Origin of the sequence: Enterococcus sp. GC34 (assembly GCF_040886645.1) — a bacterium.
Lineage (GTDB): Bacteria > Bacillota > Bacilli > Lactobacillales > Enterococcaceae > Enterococcus > Enterococcus faecalis.
On the sequence record NZ_JBFOEF010000006.1, the window covers coordinates 189834 to 216741 of the forward strand.

The 26908-nt window shown below is 37.9% G+C and carries 30 protein-coding genes; 11 read left to right on the forward strand and 19 right to left on the reverse strand.

Annotation, left to right across the window (positions count from 1 at the left end):
* Positions 1-87 precede the first annotated feature (87 nt).
* Positions 88-1737, reverse strand: a complete 1650-nt coding sequence (locus AB3I72_RS07985; protein ID WP_002364837.1) for a polysaccharide biosynthesis protein — start codon at positions 1735-1737, stop codon at positions 88-90.
* A gap of 203 nt (positions 1738-1940) precedes the next feature.
* Here AB3I72_RS07985 and AB3I72_RS07990 point away from each other — a divergent pair, with 203 nt between their 5' ends.
* A complete protein-coding gene (locus AB3I72_RS07990; protein WP_368023798.1) occupies positions 1941-3467 on the forward strand; it encodes a UDP-N-acetylmuramoyl-L-alanyl-D-glutamate--L-lysine ligase in 1527 nt (508 codons plus the stop codon).
* Between the two features lie 66 nt (positions 3468-3533).
* On the opposite strand, the gene AB3I72_RS07995 is transcribed toward AB3I72_RS07990, so the two are convergent.
* Positions 3534-4106: an alpha/beta hydrolase gene (locus tag AB3I72_RS07995; protein ID WP_061100657.1), complete on the reverse strand. Its 573-nt coding sequence runs from the start codon at positions 4104-4106 to the stop codon at positions 3534-3536.
* Between the two features lie 30 nt (positions 4107-4136).
* Here AB3I72_RS07995 and AB3I72_RS08000 point away from each other — a divergent pair, with 30 nt between their 5' ends.
* Together AB3I72_RS08000 and AB3I72_RS08005 are read left to right on the forward strand one after the other, a co-directional pair.
* Positions 4137-5111: a ring-cleaving dioxygenase gene (locus AB3I72_RS08000; RefSeq protein ID WP_368023799.1), complete on the forward strand. Its 975-nt coding sequence runs from the start codon at positions 4137-4139 to the stop codon at positions 5109-5111.
* A 112-nt stretch (positions 5112-5223) separates the two neighbouring features.
* A complete protein-coding gene (locus AB3I72_RS08005) occupies positions 5224-5397 on the forward strand; it encodes a hypothetical protein (RefSeq protein ID WP_002355495.1) in 174 nt (57 codons plus the stop codon).
* A gap of 74 nt (positions 5398-5471) precedes the next feature.
* Here AB3I72_RS08005 and AB3I72_RS08010 read toward each other — a convergent pair whose 3' ends face one another.
* The 3 genes from AB3I72_RS08010 to AB3I72_RS08020 form a co-directional block, all read right to left on the reverse strand.
* Positions 5472-5942 (reverse strand): C-GCAxxG-C-C family protein, encoded by a 471-nt coding sequence (locus AB3I72_RS08010; RefSeq protein WP_002382959.1) that lies wholly within the window; start codon positions 5940-5942, stop codon positions 5472-5474.
* A gap of 52 nt (positions 5943-5994) precedes the next feature.
* Positions 5995-6723: a YebC/PmpR family DNA-binding transcriptional regulator gene (locus AB3I72_RS08015; RefSeq protein WP_002361233.1), complete on the reverse strand. Its 729-nt coding sequence runs from the start codon at positions 6721-6723 to the stop codon at positions 5995-5997.
* Between the two features lie 130 nt (positions 6724-6853).
* Positions 6854-7363, reverse strand: coding sequence for a VanZ family protein (locus AB3I72_RS08020; protein ID WP_002366143.1), 510 nt, complete (start codon positions 7361-7363; stop codon positions 6854-6856).
* 127 nt (positions 7364-7490) lie between these two features.
* Here AB3I72_RS08020 and AB3I72_RS08025 point away from each other — a divergent pair, with 127 nt between their 5' ends.
* Positions 7491-9317 carry a M3 family oligoendopeptidase gene (locus AB3I72_RS08025; RefSeq protein WP_368023800.1) on the forward strand — a complete coding sequence of 609 codons (1827 nt, stop codon included), beginning with the start codon at positions 7491-7493 and terminating at the stop codon, positions 9315-9317.
* Between the two features lie 24 nt (positions 9318-9341).
* Here the strand turns inward: AB3I72_RS08025 and AB3I72_RS08030 are convergent, their stop codons facing one another.
* From AB3I72_RS08030 to AB3I72_RS08065, 8 genes are all read right to left on the reverse strand, one after another.
* A complete protein-coding gene (locus AB3I72_RS08030) occupies positions 9342-10682 on the reverse strand; it encodes an MATE family efflux transporter (RefSeq protein ID WP_002366141.1) in 1341 nt (446 codons plus the stop codon).
* A gap of 174 nt (positions 10683-10856) precedes the next feature.
* On the reverse strand, positions 10857-11507 hold the full coding sequence (locus AB3I72_RS08035) for a uracil-DNA glycosylase (protein WP_061100659.1): 651 nt from the start codon (positions 11505-11507) through the stop codon (positions 10857-10859).
* 86 nt (positions 11508-11593) lie between these two features.
* Positions 11594-12994 (reverse strand): Xaa-Pro peptidase family protein, encoded by a 1401-nt coding sequence (locus AB3I72_RS08040; RefSeq protein ID WP_033594552.1) that lies wholly within the window; start codon positions 12992-12994, stop codon positions 11594-11596.
* 12 nt (positions 12995-13006) lie between these two features.
* Entirely contained in the window at positions 13007-13768 is a 762-nt protein-coding gene (locus AB3I72_RS08045) for a DeoR/GlpR family DNA-binding transcription regulator (protein WP_002397519.1), read from the reverse strand.
* 130 nt (positions 13769-13898) lie between these two features.
* A complete protein-coding gene (locus AB3I72_RS08050) occupies positions 13899-14744 on the reverse strand; it encodes a VOC family protein (protein ID WP_368023801.1) in 846 nt (281 codons plus the stop codon).
* 42 nt (positions 14745-14786) lie between these two features.
* Positions 14787-15383 carry a nitroreductase family protein gene (locus AB3I72_RS08055; RefSeq protein WP_002355475.1) on the reverse strand — a complete coding sequence of 199 codons (597 nt, stop codon included), beginning with the start codon at positions 15381-15383 and terminating at the stop codon, positions 14787-14789.
* A gap of 170 nt (positions 15384-15553) precedes the next feature.
* Positions 15554-16489 (reverse strand): LacI family DNA-binding transcriptional regulator, encoded by a 936-nt coding sequence (locus AB3I72_RS08060; RefSeq protein ID WP_002355472.1) that lies wholly within the window; start codon positions 16487-16489, stop codon positions 15554-15556.
* 4 nt (positions 16490-16493) lie between these two features.
* Positions 16494-16778 carry a hypothetical protein gene (locus AB3I72_RS08065; RefSeq protein WP_002382953.1) on the reverse strand — a complete coding sequence of 95 codons (285 nt, stop codon included), beginning with the start codon at positions 16776-16778 and terminating at the stop codon, positions 16494-16496.
* A 115-nt stretch (positions 16779-16893) separates the two neighbouring features.
* On the opposite strand from AB3I72_RS08065, the gene AB3I72_RS08070 reads away from it, so the two are divergent.
* A complete protein-coding gene (locus AB3I72_RS08070; RefSeq protein ID WP_002355470.1) occupies positions 16894-17229 on the forward strand; it encodes a hypothetical protein in 336 nt (111 codons plus the stop codon).
* A 190-nt stretch (positions 17230-17419) separates the two neighbouring features.
* A complete protein-coding gene (locus AB3I72_RS08075) occupies positions 17420-18265 on the forward strand; it encodes a M48 family metallopeptidase (protein WP_368023802.1) in 846 nt (281 codons plus the stop codon).
* Positions 18266-18335: 70 nt separating this feature from the next.
* Here AB3I72_RS08075 and AB3I72_RS08080 read toward each other — a convergent pair whose 3' ends face one another.
* Entirely contained in the window at positions 18336-19349 is a 1014-nt protein-coding gene (locus AB3I72_RS08080; protein ID WP_002389569.1) for a lipoate--protein ligase, read from the reverse strand.
* Between the two features lie 187 nt (positions 19350-19536).
* Entirely contained in the window at positions 19537-20154 is a 618-nt protein-coding gene (locus tag AB3I72_RS08085) for a nitroreductase family protein (protein ID WP_002355466.1), read from the reverse strand.
* A gap of 111 nt (positions 20155-20265) precedes the next feature.
* Here AB3I72_RS08085 and AB3I72_RS08090 point away from each other — a divergent pair, with 111 nt between their 5' ends.
* Positions 20266-20616, forward strand: coding sequence for a winged helix-turn-helix transcriptional regulator (locus AB3I72_RS08090; RefSeq protein ID WP_368023803.1), 351 nt, complete (start codon positions 20266-20268; stop codon positions 20614-20616).
* Positions 20617-20768: 152 nt separating this feature from the next.
* Here the strand turns inward: AB3I72_RS08090 and AB3I72_RS08095 are convergent, their stop codons facing one another.
* Positions 20769-21728, reverse strand: a complete 960-nt coding sequence (locus tag AB3I72_RS08095) for a GDP-mannose 4,6-dehydratase (protein ID WP_061100663.1) — start codon at positions 21726-21728, stop codon at positions 20769-20771.
* A gap of 22 nt (positions 21729-21750) precedes the next feature.
* Positions 21751-22719, reverse strand: coding sequence for a TDT family transporter (locus AB3I72_RS08100; RefSeq protein WP_002355462.1), 969 nt, complete (start codon positions 22717-22719; stop codon positions 21751-21753).
* 141 nt (positions 22720-22860) lie between these two features.
* Here AB3I72_RS08100 and AB3I72_RS08105 point away from each other — a divergent pair, with 141 nt between their 5' ends.
* The gene (locus AB3I72_RS08105) at positions 22861-23688 is read left to right on the forward strand and encodes a LysR family transcriptional regulator (protein ID WP_002358639.1); all 828 of its coding nucleotides are present in this window, start codon (positions 22861-22863) and stop codon (positions 23686-23688) included.
* 46 nt (positions 23689-23734) lie between these two features.
* Here AB3I72_RS08105 and AB3I72_RS08110 read toward each other — a convergent pair whose 3' ends face one another.
* On the reverse strand, positions 23735-24145 hold the full coding sequence (locus AB3I72_RS08110; protein WP_010828524.1) for a DUF4809 family protein: 411 nt from the start codon (positions 24143-24145) through the stop codon (positions 23735-23737).
* A 15-nt stretch (positions 24146-24160) separates the two neighbouring features.
* Positions 24161-24523, reverse strand: a complete 363-nt coding sequence (locus AB3I72_RS08115) for a DUF4809 family protein (RefSeq protein WP_002361220.1) — start codon at positions 24521-24523, stop codon at positions 24161-24163.
* 167 nt (positions 24524-24690) lie between these two features.
* Here AB3I72_RS08115 and AB3I72_RS08120 point away from each other — a divergent pair, with 167 nt between their 5' ends.
* The 3 genes from AB3I72_RS08120 (at position 24691) to AB3I72_RS08130 (ending at position 26882) form a co-directional block, all read left to right on the forward strand.
* A complete protein-coding gene (locus AB3I72_RS08120) occupies positions 24691-25644 on the forward strand; it encodes an L-lactate dehydrogenase (protein WP_002355458.1) in 954 nt (317 codons plus the stop codon).
* 131 nt (positions 25645-25775) lie between these two features.
* Positions 25776-26282 (forward strand): phosphatidylglycerophosphatase A, encoded by a 507-nt coding sequence (locus tag AB3I72_RS08125; protein WP_002355457.1) that lies wholly within the window; start codon positions 25776-25778, stop codon positions 26280-26282.
* 150 nt (positions 26283-26432) lie between these two features.
* Positions 26433-26882 carry a YehR family lipoprotein gene (locus AB3I72_RS08130; protein WP_002382937.1) on the forward strand — a complete coding sequence of 150 codons (450 nt, stop codon included), beginning with the start codon at positions 26433-26435 and terminating at the stop codon, positions 26880-26882.
* Positions 26883-26908 lie beyond the last annotated feature (26 nt).

The window sequence follows — 26908 nt, forward strand, 5'->3', positions numbered from 1 at the left end:
AAAAATAGCTTGGGACATAAATCGAATCGATCGATGTCTCAAGCCTTGTCTCTTAAGAGAATCTGCTGAAAGGAGTTCAATCAGCTATTATTTAATATTGAATTTTGCACGTAATTTTGCGGCATTTTTCCCTAATAAACGATCAGCTAAGCGAATCTTCAAGACCGAATAGCCATAAAAAGCGCCTCCTGCAGCAGCCACAATTACAACGATAATGAAGGCTTGGAAACGTCTAGTTGGATCTAAAAATAGATACAAGAACTGACGGAAAATCAAAGCGATAATCATCATGATGACTGTAATACAGAACATTAACAATGTTCGCCGTAAGGTTAATTTGTAATTAAAACGTGTCACTTGACGAATTCTTCTTAGAATCAATACGCAAGAAACCGTAAAGCCAATCATCGTTGCTAATAACGGACCGTAAACTTCAAATAAACGGATTGCGGGGAATTGCACGATTAATTTCACTGCTAAACCAATTCCTAAATAACGCATTGCGTCACGATTTTCATACATCCCCATCAACATATTTGACACTAACATATACAAGCCCAAGAATAAACTAGCGTAACAAGCTTGCACTAATAAAGAAGTGCCTAAAGCATCTGGCATGTAAAAAACAGTGTATAGTGGTTGCGCTAAAACAATCATACCGAACGTTGCTGGCAACATTACAAACACAAAAAGTTGTAAATTATTACTAATCAAACGCGCTAACTCACGGTGATTTTTTAAGGTGACCGCTTCTGTAATTAACGGTAATCCAGTAGCCGAAATCGAAGTCGCTAAAGCCACGACAATCATGGTTAATTTGTCCGGATTGGCATTAAAAATACCGAAAAGCTCTCGTAATTGGGTATCTGAATAATCCGTAAACAAACGCATAAAGTTTGAGAAAGTAAACTGATCGACAAGTTTAAAGACCGTCACACCTGAGCCAACTACGATAAAAGGAATCGCCTCTTTAAAAGTTTCAATCAATAACTCTTTTGGGGCAATCTCATGTTCATTGGCGCTGTGTTCTTCTAAATAATCAAATAATGGTTTTTGTTTGTACATGTAATAACCTAAAACCGCAAAACTTGCGAGCATCCCAATAAATGCCGCAAAAGTGGCTTGAGTCACCGCTGTAACGTAATTACCTTCAAAGACTTTCATGATAATAAAAGCGGTTAATAACATGTAAAAAACTCGTGCTACTTGTTCAACAATTTGTGATAAAGCAAAGGGCATCATTTCTTGATTTCCTTGGAAATAACCGCGAATGACACTCATGCTTGGGAAAACTAAAACGGCTAAACTTAATGAACGCATTGTTGGAACTAATTCAGGACCTCCGCCAGACAAAGCTGCTAATGCCGGAGATGCCAAATACATCACAATAGCAAAAACCACACCTAAGCCACCCATTAGTTGTAAGGCACGATAAAAAAGCTGTCGACTAATTTTATATTCGTTCAATGAATTATAATGCGAGGTCTGCTTGGCAATCGCACCTGGAATTCCGGCGGTAGAGATCATTAGGAATAAGGCATAAATCGTATACCCCATTGAAAACAAACTGTTCGCTTCGTTTCCGTGCTCGCCCATCCAAGCGTACCAGGGGATGATGTAAATCGCCCCTAACATGCGGGAGATAATATTACTAGCTGTCATCCAAGCTGAGCCTTTGACCATTTTTTCTTGGTTCGTCAGGATTGGTTGATCAACTGAATTTGGTTGATTGATCATTTTGTCCTCCAATATTCTTTGAGTATGCTTTCTTTATTTTAATTGTTCATCTTGGGATATGCAACGACTTTCTCGAAGAATTATCCTATTTTAACATTTCTCATGGATTTTCTCACGCTAACGAGATGGTTTTTTTAAAAGAAAAATAATGCTATAATGACATCAGTTTTGAAATTTCGTTGAAACGTTTGGAGGCAAAAAAAGTGACGATTTCATTATTCGCAATTTGCGATTGCTTAGAAAAAGAAGATTTATTAAAAGAATTTATTTCACCAGAAGGCTGGCACTTGACCCTTTCCGACACGTTAGGTCAACGAGAAGTAACGGCTCTTTCTTACGATTCGAGAGACGTAACAGCAGAAACACTCTTTTTTTGTAAAGGATTAAACTTTAAAGAAATCTATTTAGAAAATGCTGTAAAAGACGGCCTAGAAATTTATGTTTCTGAGGTGCCTTATGAGGTTCCGGCGCAACTAGGAATTATCGTGACTGACATTAAAAAAGCAATGGCTGTGTTAAGCATGGCTTTTTATGATTATCCACAAAATAAATTAAAACTGATTGGCTTTACTGGAACCAAAGGTAAAACAACAGCGGCTTATTTCACCAAATATATTTTAGATGTTGCTACACAACAAAAAACAGCCTTGCTTTCTACCATGAATTCGACATTAGATGGCAAAACATTCTTTAAATCTGCATTGACTACACCCGAATCTTTGGACTTGTATCGAATGATGGCAACCGCTGTTGCTAACGGGATGACTCATTTTATTATGGAAGTTTCTTCCCAAGCCTACAAAACTAATCGTGTCTACAAGCTGTTTTTTGATGTCGGCATTTTTTTAAACATTACCCCCGACCATATCAGTCCAATTGAACATCCAACCTTTGACGATTACTTTTATTGCAAACGTCAATTGATTACACATTCTAAAGTCATTGTGTTGAATCACGAAGCTGATTATTTTCCATTACTTAAAGAAACTGCACAACAGCAAAAAGTCCCAGCCATTGTCTATGGCAGTCAGCCGGCTCCAGAAGTAGACTATTCATTCGCTGTTTCTTCAGAGGATTCCTTACGTTTTATCGTTGAAAGTCCTGCAGATGCGTTAGGATTGGCCGGCTCTTATCACCTTCGTTTAGGTGGTGATTTTAACAAAGGTAATGCGTTAAGTGCGGCGATTGCTAGTGTCCTTGTGGGAGCTTCAAAAGAAGAGTGTCAACAAGGAATCGCAGCAACCACCGTCCCTGGCCGGATGGAATCTTTAACGAATACCAACGGTGCAACCGTCTATGTTGATTACGCTCATAATTATGACAGTTTGAAGAATCTTTTAACCTTTGTCCGTGAAGAACATCCTGACGGCCGCTTAATTGTTCTTGTCGGTAGCACGGGAGACAAAGCGATTTCTCGCCGCAAAGACTTTGGTAGGGTTCTTTCTGAATTGGCTGATGTTGCAGTCCTAACAACCGATGACCCAGCCAGTGAAGATCCAGCAAAAATTTGCCAAGAAATTCAAGCCCATATTACCAAAGAAATGCCTGTTTACACCGTTTTAGATCGTGGCGAAGCAATTGCTCACGCATTATCTTTAAGCACAACGGCTGATGATGCGATTGTCTTAGCTGGTAAAGGTGCCGACCTTTATCAAAAAGTAAACGGCGTAGATGAACCTTACGCAGGAGACTTTGCCCTTGCGGAAGCTTTCATTAATAAAAAGAACTAAATCATTTAAACACACATGAAAAAAACAAGCTGCAACCACTTATCAACAAAGGTTGCAGCTTGTTTTTTAAAGAACTTCTTTTATTTTCGTTACTTCTTCTTCCGATAACCCATGACCGCCATCCACTAGTAAAAAGTCGACTGGAAAATGTTTCTTTAATTGATTAGCTAAAGAAAGAACTTGTCCCGGAATACTCAACTCATCCTGAGCCCCTGTTGTGACAATCACTTTTGTCGCAAACTCACCAGATACATATTGATAGCCTAAATTGCTTGGATGCAGTAAAATAACAGTGTTAGCAATAGTCGGGTTCTTTTCTAACAGGCCTAAAATAAAATTGGCACCGTTAGAGTACCCTATAAAAATAACTTCATCGTATAAGTTTTGCGGTTGCCAAACTTCTTCTAGAAACGCAGTCACTCGCTCATCAAAGTTAGCACGAGGTAAGGCTCCATTGACTAATGGCGCAAAAAAGCGTCGCTGTTCGCCTACACCTTCTGTCCCTAAGTAACTTAGAACACTCGCTTCTGGATAAAGGGTTGCGATGGTCGTTAATAATTGATATTCATTGCCACCAGTACCATGGAAAGCGACAACTAATTGATTAGGTTTCGAACCTTTTTGAAAAAATTGTTTCATTTAATAAACCTCCAAGAAAGGAATTTTACTATGTATGCACAAATTCATCACATCTCTATTTTAAATCGATTGATAAAGCCTACATTTGACTTCTATCATAATACACTGGGATTAAAATTACTAATGAAAACGATCAACCAAGATGACCACACCATGTATCACTTATTTTTCTCAGATAATGAGCAACGAACAGGTACCGAATTAACTTTTTTTGAATTGAATGATGGCCAAGATCAATCATTTGGGACAAATACAATTGAACGAACTATTTTAAAAGTACCAACGCGCGCCTCTTTGGATTTTTGGTCAGAACGTCTTGAGCAAGCGGGTATCTGCCACTATGGTGTGGAAACATTTAACCAACACCCAATTTTGCGTTTTGAAGCGCCCGATAATACACAAATGGCGCTTGTTCCGTTACGTGAATTTGAAAATGCGGAAGATTATTTTCCAGCTGAGCATGCTGAAATTCCAGTAGAACATGCAATTTTAGGCATTGATGCAATTCAATTACGCGTCCAATATGCCGCAGCTACCAAACAACCTTTAGTGGATTATTTACATTGGCATGAAAAAGAAACAGTACCTTTTTTTGAAACTGCACATGAAGTAACCGTTCTGGAAAATCATCATCCACAGTTTTATCAAGAGGTTCATATCATTGATGACCGAACCAATCCGCTTGCCATTGAAGGAATTGGTGGCGTTCATCACGTCGCCTTTGGGGTGGAAGATACGCAAGAATTAACGCAAGTTGATAGCCTGTTAGAGGAAAAGAATTTTACAAACTCAGGAGTTAAAGACCGCGAATTTTTCAAATCATTGTATTTTAGAGAACCGAACCACTTGTTATTTGAAGTAGCCACACAAAAAGGCCTGCTAGATGCCGAAGCCTATAAAAATCAAAGTTCAAACTTTGATGAAATCCCCCTTTATTTGCCTCACTTTTTGGCAGATCAAAGAGAACGAATCGAAGCGATTTTAGCACAACAACGCCATGAGTAAACAAAAATAGCGGTTAGAACCGCTATTTTTGTTTTTTAATATCCTATTATTGCCCTTTTTTGAAAAAAAGGAGTACACTAATAGTAGATGAACTGCGCAAGGAGGTGAGTACATGTTATCTAAGGAAGAAGTTCTACACTTATTGAACGAAGCAAAAAAAGAAGTCGATCGTTTAGAAACAAACCGCCAAGAAGATTTAGGTAATTCAATCAACTATATTGAAAATGAATTACAGCTCCAACGTGTCTTATCTCAAGTGGAAGCTTATGAAAAAGTGCTTGGTTAATTGATTACGCATTAGATGAGAGAGGAGCAACCAGATTCATTCACCGAATCTGGTTGCTCCTCTCTCATTTTTTACTAGACTAATTCGTAAGCAAGTTCTCGTGCAATAATTTTTGCGGTTGTTTCAGCGATTTCCCCAGTAAAGCCAATGCATTGTTCCATATGCTCAGGTGAACCCATCATCATTTTACTTGTCAAAATACTGCAGCAAACCACTCGATGCTTTTGTCGAAAACTTTGATGCAATTCGTTGGCTAAAGCCATCGTTTTATTTACTTGTTCTCCTTTGGCTTCTGTCCGACCAAAAAAGTAGCCCAGACACATAACCCCGCCTGAAAGAGCACCACAAATACACTTCGCTCCTCCAACACCTACAGGAAACCCAGAAGCCATGGCCACAGCTTCAATGGGAATCTCCGCATCGAAGTGTTGCCGAATGGTCGCCACAATCGCTTCCGAGCAATAAAAATCACCGTTACGATAATAGGCTTCCGCTTCTTCCCTGATTGCTTGTAAACAAATTCTCTTTTTCAAAATGCCCTCCATTCTGTATTCGCTTTCATTTTATGAATAAAAGGACGCCAAGCATCCCTTTATTTTATAGATTTTCTGCAGAGGTAAATACTTCTGACACATCATCATCGTCTTCTAACTTGTCAACCAAGCGCTCTAATTGCGCTTTTTGTTCATCGTTCAAGGTTAGTAAGGTTTGCGGAACCATTGTTAATTCAGCTTGTGCTAATGAATAACCTGCTTGTTCTAAAGCATCGCGAACCGCTGTAAAATCTTCTGGTGCTGTGTAAATTTCAAATACTTCAGGTGATGTTTCTAAATCCTCGCCGCCTGCTTCCAAAACGACTTCTAGCATGTCGTCTTCCTCAATTGCATGATCTTCTCGCTTAATGACAATATAGCCTTTACGATCAAACATATAATTAACCGAACCCGTTTCACCTAAAGAGCCACCATTTCGAGTAAACGCGACGCGAACATTGGTGGCCGTTCGGTTGCGGTTATCTGTTAGTGCATGAACTAAAACTGCCACGCCACCTGGCCCGTATCCTTCATAAGTTACCTCGTCATAATGTTCCCCTTCACCAGCACTACTGGCTTTTTTTATGGCGCGAGCAATATTATCATTGGGCATATTGGCTGACTTAGCTTTATCGACTGCTAAACGTAAAGCAGGATTCATTGCGGGGTCAGGGCCACCTGCTTTTGCCGCCATATAGATTTCCCTTGAAACTTTTTGGAAAATTTTCCCACGTTTGGCATCTTGCGCATTTTTACGCCCTTGAATGTTGCTCCATTTGCTGTGTCCTGACATCCTTGATTCCTCCTGACTTTTCGTTACTATTCTCCTTTATTCTACTCTTCTTTTCAGTTAGGAACAAGCGCTACCAAAAAAAGACCCTCGCTTATCCACCTTTCTGACGAATAAACGAAGCTCTTCTAAATTAGCGTCTTCTTTTTTTATTTTTCTTCAAACCATGAACCACCAAACAAATAACGATGGCTGTCAAAGCACCCATGGCATCCAACATAACATCTTGAAAAAGAGGGGTCCTTCCGCCTGTGATCATTTGATGAAATTCATCTAAACCTGCATAGCCAGTAGCAGCTAGCCAGGAAACAACAGCTGTTAAAAACAGGCCTTTGATTCTTGGCACTAATCCAATGAACCAACTACCACCTAATAGAAAATACGTACCAAAATGGGCTCCCTTACGAATAAAAAATTCAACAAATTTACTATAACCACTAGCTTGAATGCTCACTTCACTGCCCGCATATTGAAAAGAAATATTTTTTAATTGTTCTTCAAAAGGATGACTGCTCAGAAGTTTATCTAAAAGACCAACTTGTGATTGCTGTTCATATGTCTGTGATGAACTGAAAAATAAAATGGCCATAATAACAAACGCAATGACTAAATATAAATTGCTATCTTTCAAATAATTTTTCATATAATCCTCTTTTCTTGGTTTCAAGTTGCCCCGTGCCTGCCACGGAAAATTCTTTTTTATTATAGTCGGTTTCGAGGGAAAAAGAAACAACTTCTCTTAGGTCTTATGATATACTGAAAAGAAAAAAATGAAAGAAGGATTGGATATGACCTATTCTATTACATGGGATTTAGACAGTATTTTCCCCAATGGGAGCGAGTCCAAAGAACTTAGCCAACGAATGACTCAATTAACCGAACAAACAAAAGAGTACCATCAATTAATCACAGAATGGACACCAGAAAGTGCCCAAGGCAAAGAACAATTTGCTGAAATCTTAACGTTACAAGGGAAAATCTCAAATGGCTTTTCACAATGTAATAGTTTTTTAACTGCTTTAATTTCTGCTAATACTAATGATACCAAGGCCAAAATTTTATCAGGCGATTTATACAATCTGTTGCCAGCGATTCAATTAGCTGAAACCATTTTTACTAAAAAAATCACCGATATTTCAGCAGAACATTGGCAAGCCCTGTTAGCCGAAGAACCGTTTAAAACAATGGCTTTTCGCTTAAATGAATTACGCCGTGATGGAAAGAAACTGCTTTCCGAACAAGAAGAAAATATCATCAATACGCTTTCTCTAGATGGGTTAAATGCTTGGAGTACACATTACGATACGATTGTTGCTTCCATCGTGATTCCTTTTGAAGAAAAAGATGGCTCTGTGACAGAACTATCTGCAGGCCAAGCCTTTAACCGCATGATGGGAGATCCTGACAAAGAGGTTCGTCAACGTTTGTTTACAGCCTGGGAGAAAGCTTGGAGTGGCAAAGCTTCAATTTTAGCAGACACCCTAAATCACTTAGATGGGTTCCGTTTATCTGATTACAAATTGCATGGCACTACAGATTATTTAGAAAATCCCTTAAACTATAATCGAATGAGTCAAGAAACATTAACGGTTATGTGGGAAACCATCCAAAAAAATAAACAACCATTCGTCGACTTTCTAACGCGCAAAGCGCAATTATTCGGTAAAGAAAAAATGGATTGGCAAGACCAAGATGCACCAATTATTTTAGGTGATTTAGAAGAAAAAACGTATTCCTTTGATCAAGCCGCTGCCTTTATTTTAGAAAATTTCCGTAAATTCAGTCCGAAAATGGCCGATTTTGCCCAAATGGCTTTTGAAAAAAGTTGGATTGAAGCTGAAGATCGTCCAGGCAAACGTCCTGGGGGTTATTGTACAGAATTACCTGAAACACAAGAGTCACGGATTTTCATGACCTTTGGCAATTCAATCAACGAAGTAGCTACTTTAGCCCATGAATTAGGTCACGCTTTCCATAGTAGCGTGATGTGGGATTTACCTTCATTGAATCGAGAGTATGCCATGAACGTAGCAGAAACAGCTAGTACCTTTGCAGAATTGATTGTTGCTGATGCCACCTTAAAAGAGGCCAAATCAGACGTTGAAAAGATTAACCTTTTAGACACAAAAATGCAAAATGCCATTGCTATGTTTATGAACATTCATGCGCGTTTTATCTTTGAAAATAATTTTTATCAAGCGCGCCAAAAAGGTTTAGTAGCGGAAGAAGATATTACTGAATTAATGTTAGCGGCGCAAAAAGAAAGCTACAAAGATAGTCTTGGCAGTTATCATCCTCATTTCTGGGCGAGCAAATTGCACTTCTTTATTGATGATGTGCCTTTCTATAATTTCCCATATACTTTTGGCTATCTATTCAGCATGGGTATCTATGCGTATGCCAATCAACAAGGCAGCTCTTTTGAAGACCAATACATTGCGTTATTAAGAGACACTGCTTCGATGACAAGCGAAGAATTAGCGAAAAAACATTTAAATGTTGACTTAACAAAACCTGATTTCTGGCAAGCCGGCATTGATCAAGTCCTAAAAGATGTGGAACAATTCATGACTTTAACTGAAAACTATGTAAACTAAGCAAAAGAGAAGCAGTAACCAACATCAGGTTACTGCTTCTCTTTTTTTCAAATAGTTTCGATACGCAAGATAGCCCACAAGCATTAGTCCAAACGTAACAAATTCAACTACGGGCATAGCTAACCAAACACCGGTTAATCCTAGTAATTTCACCAAAATAAATAAAACTGGCACAATTAAAAAGAACCCACGCAAAGAGGAAATCATTAGCGCCATTTTCGGTTTACGAACTGCCGAAAAGTAATAAATCCCCATAAAATTCAATCCTGTAAACAAGAAGGAAATCGCATATAAGCGGATGGCTGTCCTAGCAATTTGCGCCAACTGGTCGTTCCCTTCGCTATTAAAGACCTCAATAATTTGTCCCGTAAACACTTGACTGATTAAAAAGAACAGGAAGCCGGCGACCAAGTACGTAATAAAGCTAAGTTTAACAAATTTACGCAACACCTTCGTTTCCCCTAAACCATAGTATCGGCTGAGTAATGGTTGCGCCCCTTGCCCAATCCCTGTAAAAATGGCAATCACAATAATATTGAGGTTGGCAACAATCGCATAAGCTGAAATCGCCACATGACCAACTAAGTTTAACAAAACAATATTAAATAAAAACATGACAAATGCCGAAGAAAATTCATTTAAAAAGGAGGAAAAACCAATCGACATAATTTCTCGAACATCCTGAAATTTCACTTTAAACTTTTCAAAACGCAAAACTCGTTGCGGCGACCACTTATGCAACGTAATCAGGATTAAGCTTGTTAACGGTGACATCACCGTTGCAATGGCTGCACCTGCCATGCCCCACCCAAATTGATAAATAAAGACATAATCCAAAATAATATTGACAATTCCCCCACTGACAAAAGCAATCGTTGCCAAACGAGGATTATGGTCATTTCTTAAAAAAGTAATCAGGCAATTGTTTAAAATAAATAATAATGAACAGCTAAGGTAAATCATATAATATTCCTTTGCCAAACCAAACAAGACACCGGTCCCCTGAAGTCCCCGAATAATTTGATCGGAAAAAATCAAGCTCACTAAAGTAAAGAGACTCCCTATAACGAAAACTAACCCAATCGTTAAACTAAAATACTGATTGGCTTTTTTGATTTCTTTTTGCGCAACCGTGGTCGAAAACAACGTAGCGCCGCCAACGCCAAACATCCAACCTAATCCATTAATAATATTAACGAGTGGTAAGACAATGTTAAGCCCCGCCAACGCCTCGGTGCCGATCCCATTTGCAATGAAAAATGTGTCCGCCAAAATAAAAATTGATTGCGCCGCCATACTTAAAATTCCTAACAGAACATTTTTATAAAACAACGCAGTAAAATGGTTTTGCTGTGTTTGCTCCATACCCAAATCTCCTTCTAACAAAAAAAGGACTCATTCTTTTTGCTTCAAGGCTTACGCAAAAATCAGAATCCTTCAATTATTCAACCCAGCGATTAAATAATCTGTCTATTTATTGATACTTCTAGGGTAGCATTCTCTCTTCGAAAAAACAACCATCCTTCTATTTTTCTCATTTTAAACTTTCTTAAGCAGTTGCAGTTGTTTTTGAACCACTTGCCAATCTTCTTTTACGACTTCTTTTAAACGATAATTATAAAAGACAGCCGCTGGATGGAAGAGTGGAATGATTTGATAGGTTTTCTGCGTCCAATGATAGTTTTGGGATTGCTCATCAAATGTTTGAATGGGCGACTGAATGACCGTTCCGTGCACTGCAGTGATTGTTGGCTTTGGTCCTAAAAGTCGTTGCAACCCAATATTCCCCAGTGTCAAAATTAGTTCAGGTTGGCAAACAGCGATTTCCCAATCAAGCAAAGGCGCAAAAATTTTGATTTCTTCTTTGGTTGGCGTTCGATTAGGAAATTTGGTTACTCTTTCTCCCGTTTTTGCAATCTGCTTCGTTTTTACAGAAAAAGGTCGACTCCTAACCGCACTGGTAATATACACCGTTTCACGACTTAAGCCAACTTGTTGTAATTGTTCCATCAACAATTGACCTGAACGCCCTATAAATGGTACGTTTTCTTTAATTTCTTCTTTTCCAGGGGCTTCCCCAATCAGCATCACTTTTGGCTGTTTCGGTCCTTGGCCTTCCACAAAACCTTCTAATGGTAAGTCTTTTGCTTTAGCTAAAACTGCTTGTTTCAGATGTTCAGGATAGTGCATTTACCATCACGCCTCTCTTCTGGTGTTCTTCCTTTGCTATATTGATTATAAATAAGGCCCAAAAGAAACTCAAAAAAGGAGCCTACTCATTTAGGAGCTGGTTTTTCTACACACAAAGCTTTGTCTTTAGCTAGATAAAAAGGCCGTAAGTAACCAACTAAATTAGACATTGGTAAAACCTCCGATGGTAAATCAATCTTTAATGTCTCCTTTAAATAGGCTTTGCGTGTCGCAATCCGTTGCCACATGTCTGGATAAGTTTGCTGAATCTCTTTTTGCAATGTTTCATCAGCCAAAGCCACACATTCTTCTGCACTCACCCCTGTATAACCAGGTACAGAAGGAATAATATCCACTTGAAAGAGCATGCCACTTTCCAAGCGAATGGCTGAATCTGGATAAATAGGCGACGACATCCATTCATCATCCGAAACTAAATGCCCAGGATTCAAATGCCAGTGATAGATTTCTTTTGGTAACTGTTCTTCAATCGCTTGGTACATTTCTCGCCCTAACAGTCCGATTCGAATGGTTTCAAGCCAGTGAACGACAGCTTGAAAATAGGGTTTTGCTACGCGCTCTAAATAATCACGTTGCGCTTCTGGCAATTGCTGCTCGTTTTCAATAACAAAACCTGTTCGGCTAGACAAGCCGCCTTTGTAGCCTGTAGTTAATGATAAGGCATCACCTAACTGAATTTCTTTGGCAGTCGGATACATGTTTGCATATTCAAAACGTTGACCAGTTGCCGCAATGGTTACTACCGTCGGCGTTTGACCTTCATCATTTAACAAAGCCCCAATGTCCGTTTCACGCTGTCCTATTTCAATTGCATTTAAGGCCTTTAACATACTGCGAGAAGCCAAATTCGCCCCATATTCATAGTGCGCCAATTCGTTGGCATTATTTGTTGTGCGGGCCCCCTTTGCTCCAATCAATAAGTGGGTCCCATTTAGTAAACGAGCTTCTTTCGGCAGCGCTTTTTTCAGTGCTTCGACAATAAAATGTGGCACATCAAACATAGTAGCAGGTTCTTGCTGTTGTGTTGTAAACATTTTCCAACCAACGATACCTATTTTTTGAGCAGTTTCATCGAGAAGCGTTTCAAAAATCTGCGACAACTTTTGTTCCCCAGCCATTGGTTGATTAGGTAGTGAAAAAGCTGGATAATGAATTAAATCAGCTGAGATGCGTGCATGTTGGCACAGTTTTAAATTTTCATTACCTAAAATAAGTGTCGCCATACCATCCTTATTTAACACAAGAAGTCCTTCTTCAAACCTTGGAATAAAGCCAGTTAAGTATTCAAAATTACTGCCATGCTCTTTGTCTGCATAGAAGACCAATTGATCGAATTTTTCTGTTTCCATTCGTTGTAATACTTTCTGCTTACGCGCCATCATCGTTTCATTCGTCAAATACGTTGGAAAAACATTCTCAAAAACAGTAGGTTCAGCAATATGTGTATAATTAATTTTTCGCTTCATTATTATCCTCCATTATTCATCTGCGACAATCAACGTTACGCCTGCTTGTGCTAACTGCTCACAGAATTTTTCATCAGGTTGTGTATCTGTCACTAAACAATCAATTTCTGTTAATTCGCAAATTTTAAATAAACCCGTTTTGTTTAATTTCGTTTGGTCTGCTAAGGCAATGACTTGTTTGCCTTGTTGAATCATTCGCCGTTTGACTTGACCTTCTTCTTCTGTGTGAATAAATAATCCTTGTTCAGATAACGCAAACACACCTAATAATGTATAGTCGGGGGCAAATTCCCCAACCTTAGCGACTGTTTCTGCCCCAAACAAAAAGAGTTGTTGTTTATGCAGTTGCCCAGGTAATACTGTAATTTTTGTTTGATCCATTTGCGCTAGAAGTAGCGCATGACTGAGAGAGTTCGTGATCGCGTGAATCGGACTATTTTCCATCGCTCGAATAGCTGCTTCCACCGTGGTTGATGAATCAAAAAAAATGGACGCTTGTTTGGGAATATTTGCCCAAACTTTTTGGGCAATCGCTTGTTTTTTCTCTGGATGCTTCATTATTCGTTGAGCATAATCGTAAATAGTTGCTTCAGACTGCACTGAGATAGCGCCACCATGCGTTCTCTTTAAATGTCCTTCCTTTTCTAAACGAATTAAATCTCGTCGAATAGTATCTTTTGAAACGGAGACTTGCTCCGCTAACGCTTCCATGGAAATACTTTTTTGTTCATTCACTATTTTTTGAATCTTGGCTAAACGTTCTTCAATCAACATGCTTCCTCACCTCTTCTAAGTAAAGATAGCACCTTTTGCATTGTTTTGCAAACAAATGCAAAATAATGCAAAAAAAGACAAAAAAAACTAGTCCTTCATTTTCTAACGAAGGGCTAGTTTGAGAGTGGTTTTAATAGGTAAATTGAATAATCATGCCGCTAGGATCTTCTAACGCAAGCAAATGATCTTTGGCAATAAAATGTAACTTTGCTTCTTCCGCATTGGCTTGGACGATCTCTAAATCTGCCGCAGTTGGTAAACGGAAGGTGTAATTTTCTAAGCCAAATTGATTTTCTTGAATCGTTGGCAGCTGTTTGCCGCTCCATGTATTTGTCCCAATATGATGATGATACTGACCCGCTGCAAAAAACTTCGCTTGTTGACCAAAGTTAGACTTTAAGCCAAACCCTAAGTTTTTATAGAACGTTTCAGTGGCATCTAAATCGGCCACTTTCAAATGAATGTGCCCAATTTTAGAACCTTCGGAAATTCCTAGCCAGTGACCGTCAGCTTCTGCAGCTAAACTATCACCGTCTAATTCTTCTGTCACACCGATAATTTCACCATTTGGACGAATATCCCAGACTTCTTCTGGTTTATCCCAATAAATTTCGATGCCATTATTTTCTGGATCACTTAAGTAAAGGGCTTCACTATAGCCATGATCTGCTGCGCCAATTTGCACATTTTCCTGCAAAAGCCACAGCAACATATTGCCTAAATCTTTGCGGGTTGGTAGTAGGAAAGCAATATGGTACAAGCCAGTGGTACCCTGATTTTCTTCCCCAGCTGTTAGTTCTTTTAAGACAAGAATTGCATCGTTGGTGCCTTGTGGCGCTAGCCAAGCACGTCCCTCTCCTTGTTTTAAAAGTTTTAAGCCAATTGTTTTCGTATAAAAGTTTACCATTTTATCTAAATCAACCACTTTCAAAGTGACTTGTTGAATCCCAATATTACTTGGTAATGCTTGAACCATTTGCTTTCACTCCTCTCCTCTTCGTTTTACTAAAGCAATGATTTAGTTGAATTCTTTAAAACGAGCACTATCTTCCATGTATTCTTTTTCGCCAGCTGGCGCTTCAATGGAACCAATAACCATTTGTGCACGTAAATTCCAGTTTGCAGGAATTGACCATTCTGCAGCAACCGCTTCGTCAATGACTGGGTTGTAGTGTTGTAAGTTTGCGCCGATATTTTCTTGCGCTAAGGCAGTCCAAACGTTCGCTTGTGTTAAACCAGTTGCTTGTTCAGACCAAACAGGGAAGTTATCCGCATATAATGGGAAGCTATCTTGTAAGTTTTTCACGATATCTGTATCTTCAAAGAATAAAATTGTGCCCGCACCAGCTGCAAAACCTTGTAATTTAGCTTGTGTGTTTGGAAATGCTTCTGCTGGAGTTAATGGTTTTAAGGCATCTTCAGTCATTGCCCATAATTTTTTGTGAGCATCGCCGAATAAGAACACAACGCGTTGTGTTTGAGAGTTAAAAGCTGTTGGACTTTCTCTAACAACTTCTTTTACTAAAGCAGTTACTTCTTCTTTTGAAATTGGTAAGTTTTCTCCTAAAGCATAGATTGAACGACGGTTTTTCATCATTTCAGTAAATTTTGACATAATATGTTCATCCTTTCGAATTTCCTCAGTAAATTCATTTAATTTTGTTTACATGCTTACTATACTACCTTACTAAAAGTAAGTAAAGCTTTTTGTCTTACTTTTTGTAAGTTTTTTTATTTTTTAGTGAAAAACCTTATTCTACCAAAGAAAAAACAACCAGCTTTTTTCTAAGAAAAAGAGAAATCTGGTTGTCGATTAATAAATGTAGAAGTCAATTGAATCGTTTTCGGCCGTTTTTCTTGAAATAAGTGTGTGGCTTTTTCCCCTAACTCCATTAATGGATGACAGATTGTTGAAAAATTTAAAATTTCACTTAATAAAGTTTGCTCCTGTCCCACTAAAAAGAGTGGTCTTTCAATAACGGCTTGAATCCCTGCAGCAATTTCATCACCGTTGGTCACAACCGCTTGGAGCGTTGGATCTTGCCCACAGTGTCGTCCTACTTCACACCCATCTTCATAGGTTAAACAGTCCTTAAATAACCGATTTTCAGGAATCACTCCATAAATTTCCTGATATGCGTCAACTAAATAGCGTGCGCTTGTACTTTTTTCTGGTGCACGGTTAATCGTAATTGCCACTTCACTACATCCTTGTTGTTTCAACGCTTGAAAGACCCGCCGATAAACGGTTAAACGATCGATATAGATACTAGCATAACTAGGGTCTTCTATTTTTTCACAAAAAACAACTTGCTCTTTATACGGAGCAAACACACTTAAAGGATTTGCCTTTGACAAAACAATCATGCCATCAAACGCACCCGTAGCCATTTTTTCCAAGTAACTTTTTTCAACTTCTTTATCATAATCCGTTGGTAATAAACTGACCATCATCCCTTGCTGAAATGCTTGGTGGATAATGCCACTTAAAATAGCATCAAAATAAGGTTGATTCGTATAAGGAACCATGACACCTAATGTGTTACTTTTCCCAAAGCTAAGATTTCTCGCTAATATATTGGGCTTATAACCCAACTCATCGATAATTGCTTGGATTTTCAGTCGCTTTTCCTCAGAAACATAAGGATGATGATTAATCACACGCGAAACAGTCGTAACTGAAGATCCTGAAAGGCGCGCAATTTCTCGAATTGTTGTCATACTTTCACCTCATTACTTTACAAAATTGAGTTAAATAAGGCACAATCCCTGTCCCGTAATCAACAAAACGATAAAAGGTCTCCTGCCAAGCAAAAGAAATTTCCTGAATATCCTCCTGCTGTGTCAAGTGCCACTCCGTTATCTGATGGTACGGAATTTCTTGATGCCAAATCTTATAGTATTTTTTGGGACTATCTAACTGCAGACTTTTGGCCGTCGTAGTCACCGAGACAAAATAGTAATCCATACCAAGTCTATCGCTTATCTCCACTATAACATTCATTTTCATGCCCTCCAATATTTTGATACACATAGCTTACCTTATGAAACGCGTACCAGAGCAAGAGGAAAAATAAAAAAAAGTGAGACCATGTTATACTAGATGTATCATATAAAAGCAAAGGATGAGTGCAATGGAAACTGTTACAGTAGCAACAAAAAGCGACTTACTAACAAATTTGAACAAGCAAACAGATGAAATCATTATCTCGGGGGCACTTGCACAAGAAATATACCACTTAAAAAAACAACAATTAACCGAAACGGAAGAAATGGGCTTTTTAGTGGGCAGCCAAGGCGCTGGCTCATTTTTAACCTATTTAATCGAGAAGTTATCCTATATAAATTCGGAGCTATCGCCAGAAGAACAAAAAATTGAACATGCGATTTTGCGTTTGTATGTTATTAAAAAATTAACTCCAGAAACTACTTTATTACGTCTAAAACAGTTAGATTATTAAAATTTTATTTAATCAAGATAGACCAATTCCCTGCGTACAACGAGTCCCTTTCATTAATCACTTGATATAATTACCTTTATTCAAGTTCCCACCATTGTCATTATCGATTAACCAATGGTATATTAGAAGTAACAGATAAGTCATTTTATTTGAAAAAGTGTTTGGGAAATGTTTGGGGAGGAATGTTTATGTGTCAACCGCAGGAAAAAAGAAAGAAATTTCTGTTGCTAAGTTACGTTATCGTTTTGAAGTACCAATGATTATTATTGGTTTTGTTTTATTGTTTTTCGCATTGGGGTTAGTTGCCTTATTGATATTGAGTGATTTGCCGATTCCTGACTGGTTGTTAATTGTCTTAATTGCACCAATTGCGCCAGTCATTGCTTTTTTTACCATTCGTTATATGTACATGGATACTGCTTCTAACGGAGTGGAAATTACAGAAAGTCAGTTACCAGAAATTTATTCTTTGTATATTGATTTGGCAAAAGAAATGGGCTTTGGCACTAAAAAATTAAGGATGCCACGTCTTTATTTAATCAACGGGAATGGTGTCTTAAACGCTTTTGCGGCAAAATGCTCTTTACACAGACGCTATGTTGTCATTCACAGTGATTTGTTGGATATCGCGTACAATACAGGCGATTTTTCGCTGATTCGCTTTATTTTGGCACACGAGCTAGGACACCATAAATGTGGGCACACTAATTTATGGCGACTAATGTTATCCATTATTTTGAAACCAGTTGCGTTAGATAAAAGTTTTACAAGAACGCAAGAATATACCGCTGATCGCGCAGGTTTATACTACGCAGAAGAAGGTGCTTTAAGCATGATTTATTTATTTTCAGGAAAATACATGGGCAGTCGTGTGGATTTAGAAGAATACTTTCACAGTATTGATTTACATGATGATACCATCTGGCTTAAATTGAGTAACTTCTTATCCGATCATCCTGTTGGCTTCCGTCGAATGCAAACATTGAAAAAAGCCAAAGATACTGGCAATTGGGACGTTCATGGAAAATTTTTCTAGCAAGAGCCAACCATCATTAAATAAACGTGCTGGGACAAAAGATTCTTTAACTTTTGTCCCAGCACGTTTATTAATCCACCAATAAATGAACAAATTCTTCTTTGGTGATATTTACAAAGTAGTCTTCAAAGTTAAACGCTGCTAATGCTTGCCAAATTGATGAATACTGATAGTCCACACCTAATAAAGCTGCAACGATTTCCGCTGTTTCTTTTTTGGCAAAGTAATCACCATAAATCGTTAACTCAATTATTTTACCTTTTTCAACAGTCAAACGTGCATCCACGATGCCGCCTTTAAACTTTTCTTCTTTTTTGATCGTAAATTTAGGCGCTTCACCAAAAATCCAAGCTTCATTGCCATACACTTCAGCGACCAATTTCCTAATTTCCTGTTGATCTGCTTTGGTTAGGACATATTCTTTCTCCGCAATTTCAGTTAAAGATTCGACATCAAAGAGCTCCATCAGTAAACGATTGCGAAATTCCTCAATGGTTAATTGTTGATATTTTTCGTCTAAGTACGGCCGTAAATTGGTTACGCGTCCCCGAACAGATTTTGTCCCTTTTGATTCAATTTTTTTCTTAGAAACAGTTAAAACACGTTGAACTTCTGCCAAATCAACATCATACATCAAGGTACCATGAGTATACATCTTCCCCTTTTTTGTATACATGGCATTGCCAGAAAATTTTTTCCCATCAATTAATAAATCATTGCGACCGCTAATCTCGGCCCCCGTTGCGCCCATTTTATGTAATGCTTCAATAATTGGTTTAGTGAACGCTTTAAAATCCCCAAAAGCTTGATGTCCTTCCTGAACAACAAAACTAAAGCTGACATTCCCAAGATCATCATAAACAGCACCACCGCCCGATAAACGGCGAGTAATAACGATTCCCTTCTCTCTAGCATAAGCTAAGTCAATTTCTTCATAAGCATTTTGATTTCGGCCTAAAATAACACAGGGTTCCTGAATATAGAACAACACTAAGGGCTCTTCAAAAGAGAGAGTGTTTAATAGATAATCTTCCGTTGCTAAATTTTCACGAATATCTCGTGACTGCATTATGACATAACGCATAAGGTCGCCCCACTTCTTTTTCTTCTAGTGTATCACTTTCTTTCAAAATTGGTTCACTAAACGTCTTCTCTGGCCATTCTCAAAAGCGGATGATCAACAAAAAAACGAACGTGGGACAACAATCACTTTGGATGTTTGTTCCACGCTCAAAATCTAATAAACAGCAATTACAGAACTGTTTAGCTTTTTAGTCTAACCAAGTTACTACTTCTGAAACATCTCGTCGGACTGTTTCAAAGCCGGGTGTTTGAGCTTTGCCAATCGGAATAATCAGTCCGTTCACTAAATGATCCTCAATATTAAATAACTTGCGAACCGCTTCTGTTTCAAAACCAGACATCGCCACAGTATCATAGCCTCGATCTTTTGCAGAAAGCATCAGCTGCATCGCAACTAAGCCTTGGTCTAACATTAGCCACTCTCTTTTTTGTTCTTCGCTAACATCATAGTACCAAGAAACATTTTCATTAATTCCTTGACGAATTTCTTCCGTCATCGTTCCTTGTGCGACAGCTTTAGCACTGATTTCATCTGCATTGGCCACTGTATAAGCAGTCAAATCGCCTAATAAAATAATCACCGCCGCTGCCCCTTTAACTGCTGGTTGTTGCATCGAAACTTCGTAAAGGGCCTCTTTTTGTTCTTTTTCTGTGACAATTAAAAAACGCCATGAATTTAAATTGGTACTATTTGGCGCGAACATCGCTTCCTCAATTATAGCCATTAATTCCTCTTTAGGAATCTCAACATCTGGCATAAAATCCCGAACTGAGCGGCGGCTGCGAACAACATCTTGATACATCATATTTCTTCTTCCTTCCTCTTGCCTTACTTGACATAGTTATTATTACTCACTATGATGGAGAAAAAAAGTACGCACTTTTTATTCACCTAGGAAGAAAAAAGTAACCATTACGTGTCACAAGGAGAAACTATGACAACTGATAAACAAACCAGTATCAACTTAGCCCTTTCCACCATTAATGGCAAATGGAAATTATCATTAATGGATGAATTATTCCAAGGAACCAAGCGCAACGGTGAATTAATGCGTGCGCTCGACGGAATCACTCAGCGTGTCCTGACAGATCGCTTGAGAGAAATGGAAAAAGATGGCCTAGTCCATCGAAAATCCTTTAACGAACTGCCCCCGCGTGTGGAATATACGCTCACTCCGGAAGGATATGCTCTTTACGATGCCCTCTCTTCACTTTGCCATTGGGGCGAAACATTTGCACAAAAAAGAGGTCGGGACAGAAGTGTTTAACTCCGAGAAATAAGAAGGAATTTCCGAAAATTGTTCTATAATTTTTGGAGAATTTCGGCTTATTTCCGAAGGAGTTGCTTCTGTTCCCGCCGTTTATCAATTTTTAAGCCTGGGACAAAAATCCAAAGTGATTTTTGTCCCAGGCTCTTTTTTTATCTATTTTGGGTATTATGGGTAAACTTAAGATATTTTTGAAGTCCTTCTCGAATTGAATAAACGGGCGAAAAACCTAAGCCTTTCAAAGCAGAACTATCTGAAAGAGAATATTTTATATCGCCATCTCGTTCCTTTTGATAAGAAACTGGCAAAGAAAGTCCCACTAATTGGTTCATTTCTTCAATTAATTGATTAAGGGAAATGGCAACTTCGGTACCCACATTATAAACATGTCCCAACGCTTCACTTTTGGTTGCTACTAAATTTAATGCAGTTAGGACATCATCAATGTAGATAAAGTCACGTGTTTGCTGACCATCTCCAAATATTTGAAATTGGCTCGCTTGCCCTTGCTCTAATTGGATATAACGATCCATCAAAATGGACAGGACACCAGAATAGGGTGAAGCAGGATTTTGATTGGGACCATAGACGTTAAAGAAGCGAACTGCGCTTGTAGGTACCCCATGTAAATGGTATTCATTGAGAACATAACGTTCAGCAGCAAACTTATCAATAGCATAGGGACTCAAAGGGCAAATCACCGAAGTTTCTCTTTTAGGCAACGTTGGCTCTGCACCGTAAACGGCTGCTGACGAAGCAAAAACAAAACGTTTGAGCTTTTTTTGATATTTTTTTATTGATTCCAGTATTTTCAATACACTTAAAAAATTGACCTCGTGGGTCTCTAGAGGCTGTGCCACAGAACTTGCCACGCTTGCCACGGCCGCAAGATGAAAGATATACTCAAACGAATGCTTTGAAAGTACTTCGTCCAATAATCGCTGATCCGTCACACTTCCTTTAATAAAAACCAACTGCTCAGTTTGTTGCAAATTTGACACTCGCCCCATGGACAAATCATCAATCACAAAAACTTGATACTGTTGACTATAAAAATTAGCCAAATTAGAACCAATAAAGCCAGCTCCTCCAGTAATTAATAGTTTCTTCACCTCTTTGCTTCCTCTCTTTTTTTTAATTTAATTCCACTTTTTTCGTGTTATTTTCTCTTTGGAATAAAAAAATGCAATATCGAATGAACACATAACTTACAATAGCCACAGCTAATAACAGTTCAAAAGTAGACAAAATATTTAACAGACTCGTTAGACCTACCTTTTCTGCAAATAAAGGTTTAACTTTGACTAATGCTGTCGCAGAAATCACTAATGGGAATGTAAAGGCAGCATAACTTGGATAGAATGTCACTTGCATAATTTTATATAGATTCACTACTACAATCCCATAAATACATTGAGATAAAATTAGCAAGAAAACAACTAATGGCATATACAAATGACCACCCATTGAAATATAGCCAGCTAAACATAACGAACCTGGCGCTGTCATAATCGTCAATAAAGGAATGGTCGATTCAGGCATTTCTTTCGACTTCGTAATTCTCTTGATTAAAATTGGTAACAAGAGTAAATAAAAGAACAACGCTACCCAAAAAACAATTTTTCCCAACTCATTGATAAACAATTGAGAAGTATTAGGAATAACGCCAATGCCGACAAACGTAATAAACCAGCTTGGATAAATATGTTCCAGTTCGATTTTTGTTGGAAAAATATGCACCGCTACAAAATAAATCATTAAAATAAAATGTAAAATCACTGCGCCAATCCACAACACGTTAATCCAAGCAGCATTGGTAAATATCCGATCTAAGAAAACACAGATAACCATTAAAGCCATTGTAAATGTTGGTGATACCGAAGCAATAATTGGATCATCTAAGGTGCTTAATGCATGTTTCATTGTAAAAATAATTTTTAAAATAACTAAAATCATTAAGAGACTGCCAAGTACACAATAAATGGTCCCAATTGTTGCATATCCCAAGGAATAAAGTAAATTCCCCAAAGAAACCATCCCTAAAATTAGTCCGCAAATGGGAATCGGGACTTTCCGCAAGAATTTTTTCGCACTTTCTACCATTATGTAGTCACACTCCGTCTTTATTTATTATTATTGATATTAATCAAAAGTATGTTATTATACTAAATGAAATATTTATATTTGTAAAATAAATATTTGCAATACCAACTATTAAGATAGTAAATAGAAAGAGGCGATTTTATGTTCGAATGGATCAAAACATTTATTGCTGTGTATGAAACCAAAAATTTTAGTGCGGCGGCCAAACAATTGTATATTTCTCAGCCAACTGTTTCTTTGCAAATCAAGAAATTAGAGCAACACTTTTCGATCAAGCTGTTCTATCGTAATGGAAAACAATCGGTTATTCCTACCAAAGAAGCTGATTTTTTATATCCAAAAATGCTCTCGATTATTGAAAGCTTAACCACTTCTTTTGCGCAAGCTGCAGAAAAAGAGAACTTTAAAGAAGACTGCATTATAGCCTCTTCAAATACAGTTGCTATTTATTTACTGCCAGATATTATGGAGAGTTTGGTTACCGCTTTTCCACTCATCAACTTTTCGATTCAACTGATGAATTCAAACGAAGTCGTGGATATGGTTCAAAATAATCATGCCCACATTGGGCTAATTGAAAAACCCATTGAAACCAAAAATCTACACAAAGAAATTGTTTATGAAGACCAACTAGTTCTAGCAGGAGATGCCGCTTCAAAATTTTGGCTCTTAAGAGAAAAGAACTCTGGCTTACGTTTTTTCAATGAGCTTTATCTCAACGAACACAGCATCAACTTACCAATTATCGAATTAAACAACAACGAAGTCCTGTTACAATTGCTAAAAAATAACATTGGGCAATCAATTGTTTCTCGATTATCTATTTCCGATGAGATCCCTTGGCAACCAATTGATCAGTCCTTTGCTTCTCGAAAAATTTTCATTGTCCAGACCGATCACCATGCCAATACTTCCTTCTCTGAAGTTTATAACCGAATCGTTGAAAAAATTCGTGAACGACAAACCTAAAAAACAGGAGAACGACTTAGCTTTCGCTAAATCGTTTTCCTGTTTTTTATTCATCAGTTTCCTCTACCAATTCAAATTCAAAAGGTTCTAACTCAAATAGTTGGTGTAAAATTTGCTGGGTTTCTTGGAACACTTGTTGTGGCTCTTTAGACAAAAGAGTGCTTTGAATGGTCTGTTTTTTTGATTGAAAAAGAATTCTCGTTTCCTCTTCCTTGAATACAACTTGATGAGTTTCCCTTTCAAACACCGTATATTCTTCGAACATTTCCATAACTAATTTTTGACGAAACCCTTCTTTGAGTGCTAATAAAGTTACTAAATCTGCAACGGTTAGCGTTTCTAACGCAATTGTTTCATCTTCTACATGAACAAGATAATTCGTACACTTCACATTCGGACAGGCATTGCAGCCGCCATTAATCAAGTCTGAGGTAGTTGTTATTTTCACCTGTTTCATCTTAATCCTTCTTTCCTACTTTTCGAGAAAAACACAAGGGGTCTCCTCAAAAATATTCAATAAAATATGATTGACTTCTTGAAAGACTTCTTCGTGATTCCGGCATTGTTTTTCCATTACTAAACGCAGATCATTCACAACAAAAGTCAACGTCGTCGCTTGTTGGGAAACATGTATACAACGGTTGCCTTTAACAAAACATTCTGTTTGTTCTTCAATGAATGGTTCTTTTTGATAGCCATATGCTGAAGCGACACATTCCAGGATTTCGTAGATTTCTATTTTTGGAAGTTCATAGCTACAGCTACCGATAACTAGTTGAAAACAGTTCGGCTGTTTTTCATTATTGCTTGCATAATACACTGTTGTCGTTGTCATTTTGCCTCCTTATCTCCTCTATTTTCCTACTCTTATCATAACAAAAAAAGCACGCTTCCCTTATTTAAATTGTTAATAAAGACTATTACAGATTGGTATAACCACACCTAAAAAGTTCGTGATATAATTCACTAAGAAAGAAATATTACAGAAAGAAGAGATGAACGATGAAAGTATTTAACAAAAAAGTCGCAATTATTGGTACTGGTTTTGTTGGCACAAGTATTGCCTATTCCATGATCAACCAAGGGATTGCGAATGAATTAATCTTAGTTGATATTGACAAAGCCAAATCTGAAGGCGAAGCAATTGACTTATTAGATGGTGTGTCTTGGGGTCAAGAAAATGTAAACGTCTGGGCTGGCGACTATCAAGACTGCCAAGATGCCGATATCGTCGTGATTACAGCTGGCGCTAATCAAAAACCTGGGCAAAGTCGTCTAGATTTGGTTTCAATCAATGCAGAAATTATGAAAACAATTGTTAACAATATCATGAAATCTGGTTTTGATGGAATTTTAGTGATTGCCTCAAATCCTGTCGATGTACTGACTTATGTGGCTTGGCAAGCTTCTGGTTTACCTGTTTCAAGAGTAATTGGAACTGGTACAACTTTGGACACAACTCGTTTCCGCAAAGAACTGTCTCAACGTTTAGCGATTGATCCACGCAATGTTCACGGCTATATTATTGGCGAACACGGGGATTCTGAAGTGGCTGTCTGGTCTCATACCATGATTGGAACAAAACCTATTTTAGAAATTGTGGATACGACAGAGCGCTTAACTAGTGACGATTTACCAATCATTTCTGATAAAGTGAAAAATACAGCTTATGAAATTATCGATCGCAAACAAGCGACCTATTATGGGATTGGTATGAGTACTGCACGCATTGTTAAAGCCATTTTAAATAATGAACAAGCTATTTTACCTGTCTCAGCTTACTTAGATGGGCAATATGGACAACAAGATGTATTTACAGGGATTCCTGCTGTCGTTGGCAATCAAGGCGTGACTGACATTATTGAATTGAATCTAAATGCTTCTGAAAAAGAACTCTTCCAAAAATCAGTGACACAATTAAAACAAGTGATGGCATCGTTACAACCGAACGCTTAGTAATTTTTAACTAAAAATAACACTTCAACTAAATTATTCTCTACCAAAATAGATTCTAATTCCCCTTTATCGTTCTTTTTGGTACCATGAAAGAAGAACTTCAACTAAAGCAGAAATTAGGAGGACAAAAAATGGTAATCCAAGGAGATACGTTAGAAAATAGCGCACGTCGTTTATTGCAAGAACGTGGCGTAACAATGAATGATTTAGCTGAACTTGTGTTATTTTTACAAAAAGATTATATTGACAATTTAACATTAGATACTTGTTTAGAAAGTGTTGATGCCGTGTTAACAAAGCGTGAAGTACACAACGCGATCATTACAGGTGTCCAACTGGATATTCTGGCAGAAGAAAACAAGCTACTCTCACCGTTACAAGAAATTTTAACGGAAGATGAAGGGCTTTATGGCATTGATGAAATTATGGCGCTCTCCATTGTAAATGTTTATGGATCTATCGGTTTTACGAACTATGGGTATATCGACAAGGTAAAACCAGGAATTTTAAAAGAGTTAAATGCGCATGATGGCGAACATGTCCACACATTCTTGGATGATATCGTGGGCGCAATTGCGGCTGCGGCTGCCAGTCGGTTGGCTCACTCACAACCAGATTTAAGTGATATTACTAAATAAAAAAACTTGCCTCTTCTCATAAAAATGAAGAGGCAAGTTTTTTTATTTAGTTTTATTTGCTGGACTTCTCACAAGCTTTCTACTTAACAGTAATTATTTGCCGTGTTATGTTACAGTCAAGAATAAACAGCTAAAGGAGGTTATCTAGAAATGAAAAAGTTTTTACGTGTATTTTTAATTTTTATTGGGGTATTCTTTCTTGCAAGTTGCGGTTCAAAAATAGAGACAAAAACCTTTGTAGGTTCGCCACAAGATGGGATTGATTCCACCTTAACCTATACGTACCAAGGAGATAAAGTCTTAACGCAAACGGCTAAAAACATTGTTTCTTATGACAAATTGGGGATTACAAAAGAAGAGGCAAAAACAGCGTTGGAACCCGTTTCTAAACAATATGAGGACATCAAAGGGCTTAATTACAAACTGACCTATGAGGACAAACAAGCCATCGAAAAATTGACGATTAATTATGAAAAACTTGATTATGATAAAGCCAAAAAAGTAGATGGTATCCAGATTGATGGAGATTCTTCTAAGGGAATTAGCATGAAGAAAAGCCAAGAATTGGTGGAGTCACAAGGTTATACAGAACAAAAATAATAAAAGAAAGCGTGCGACAATGGACA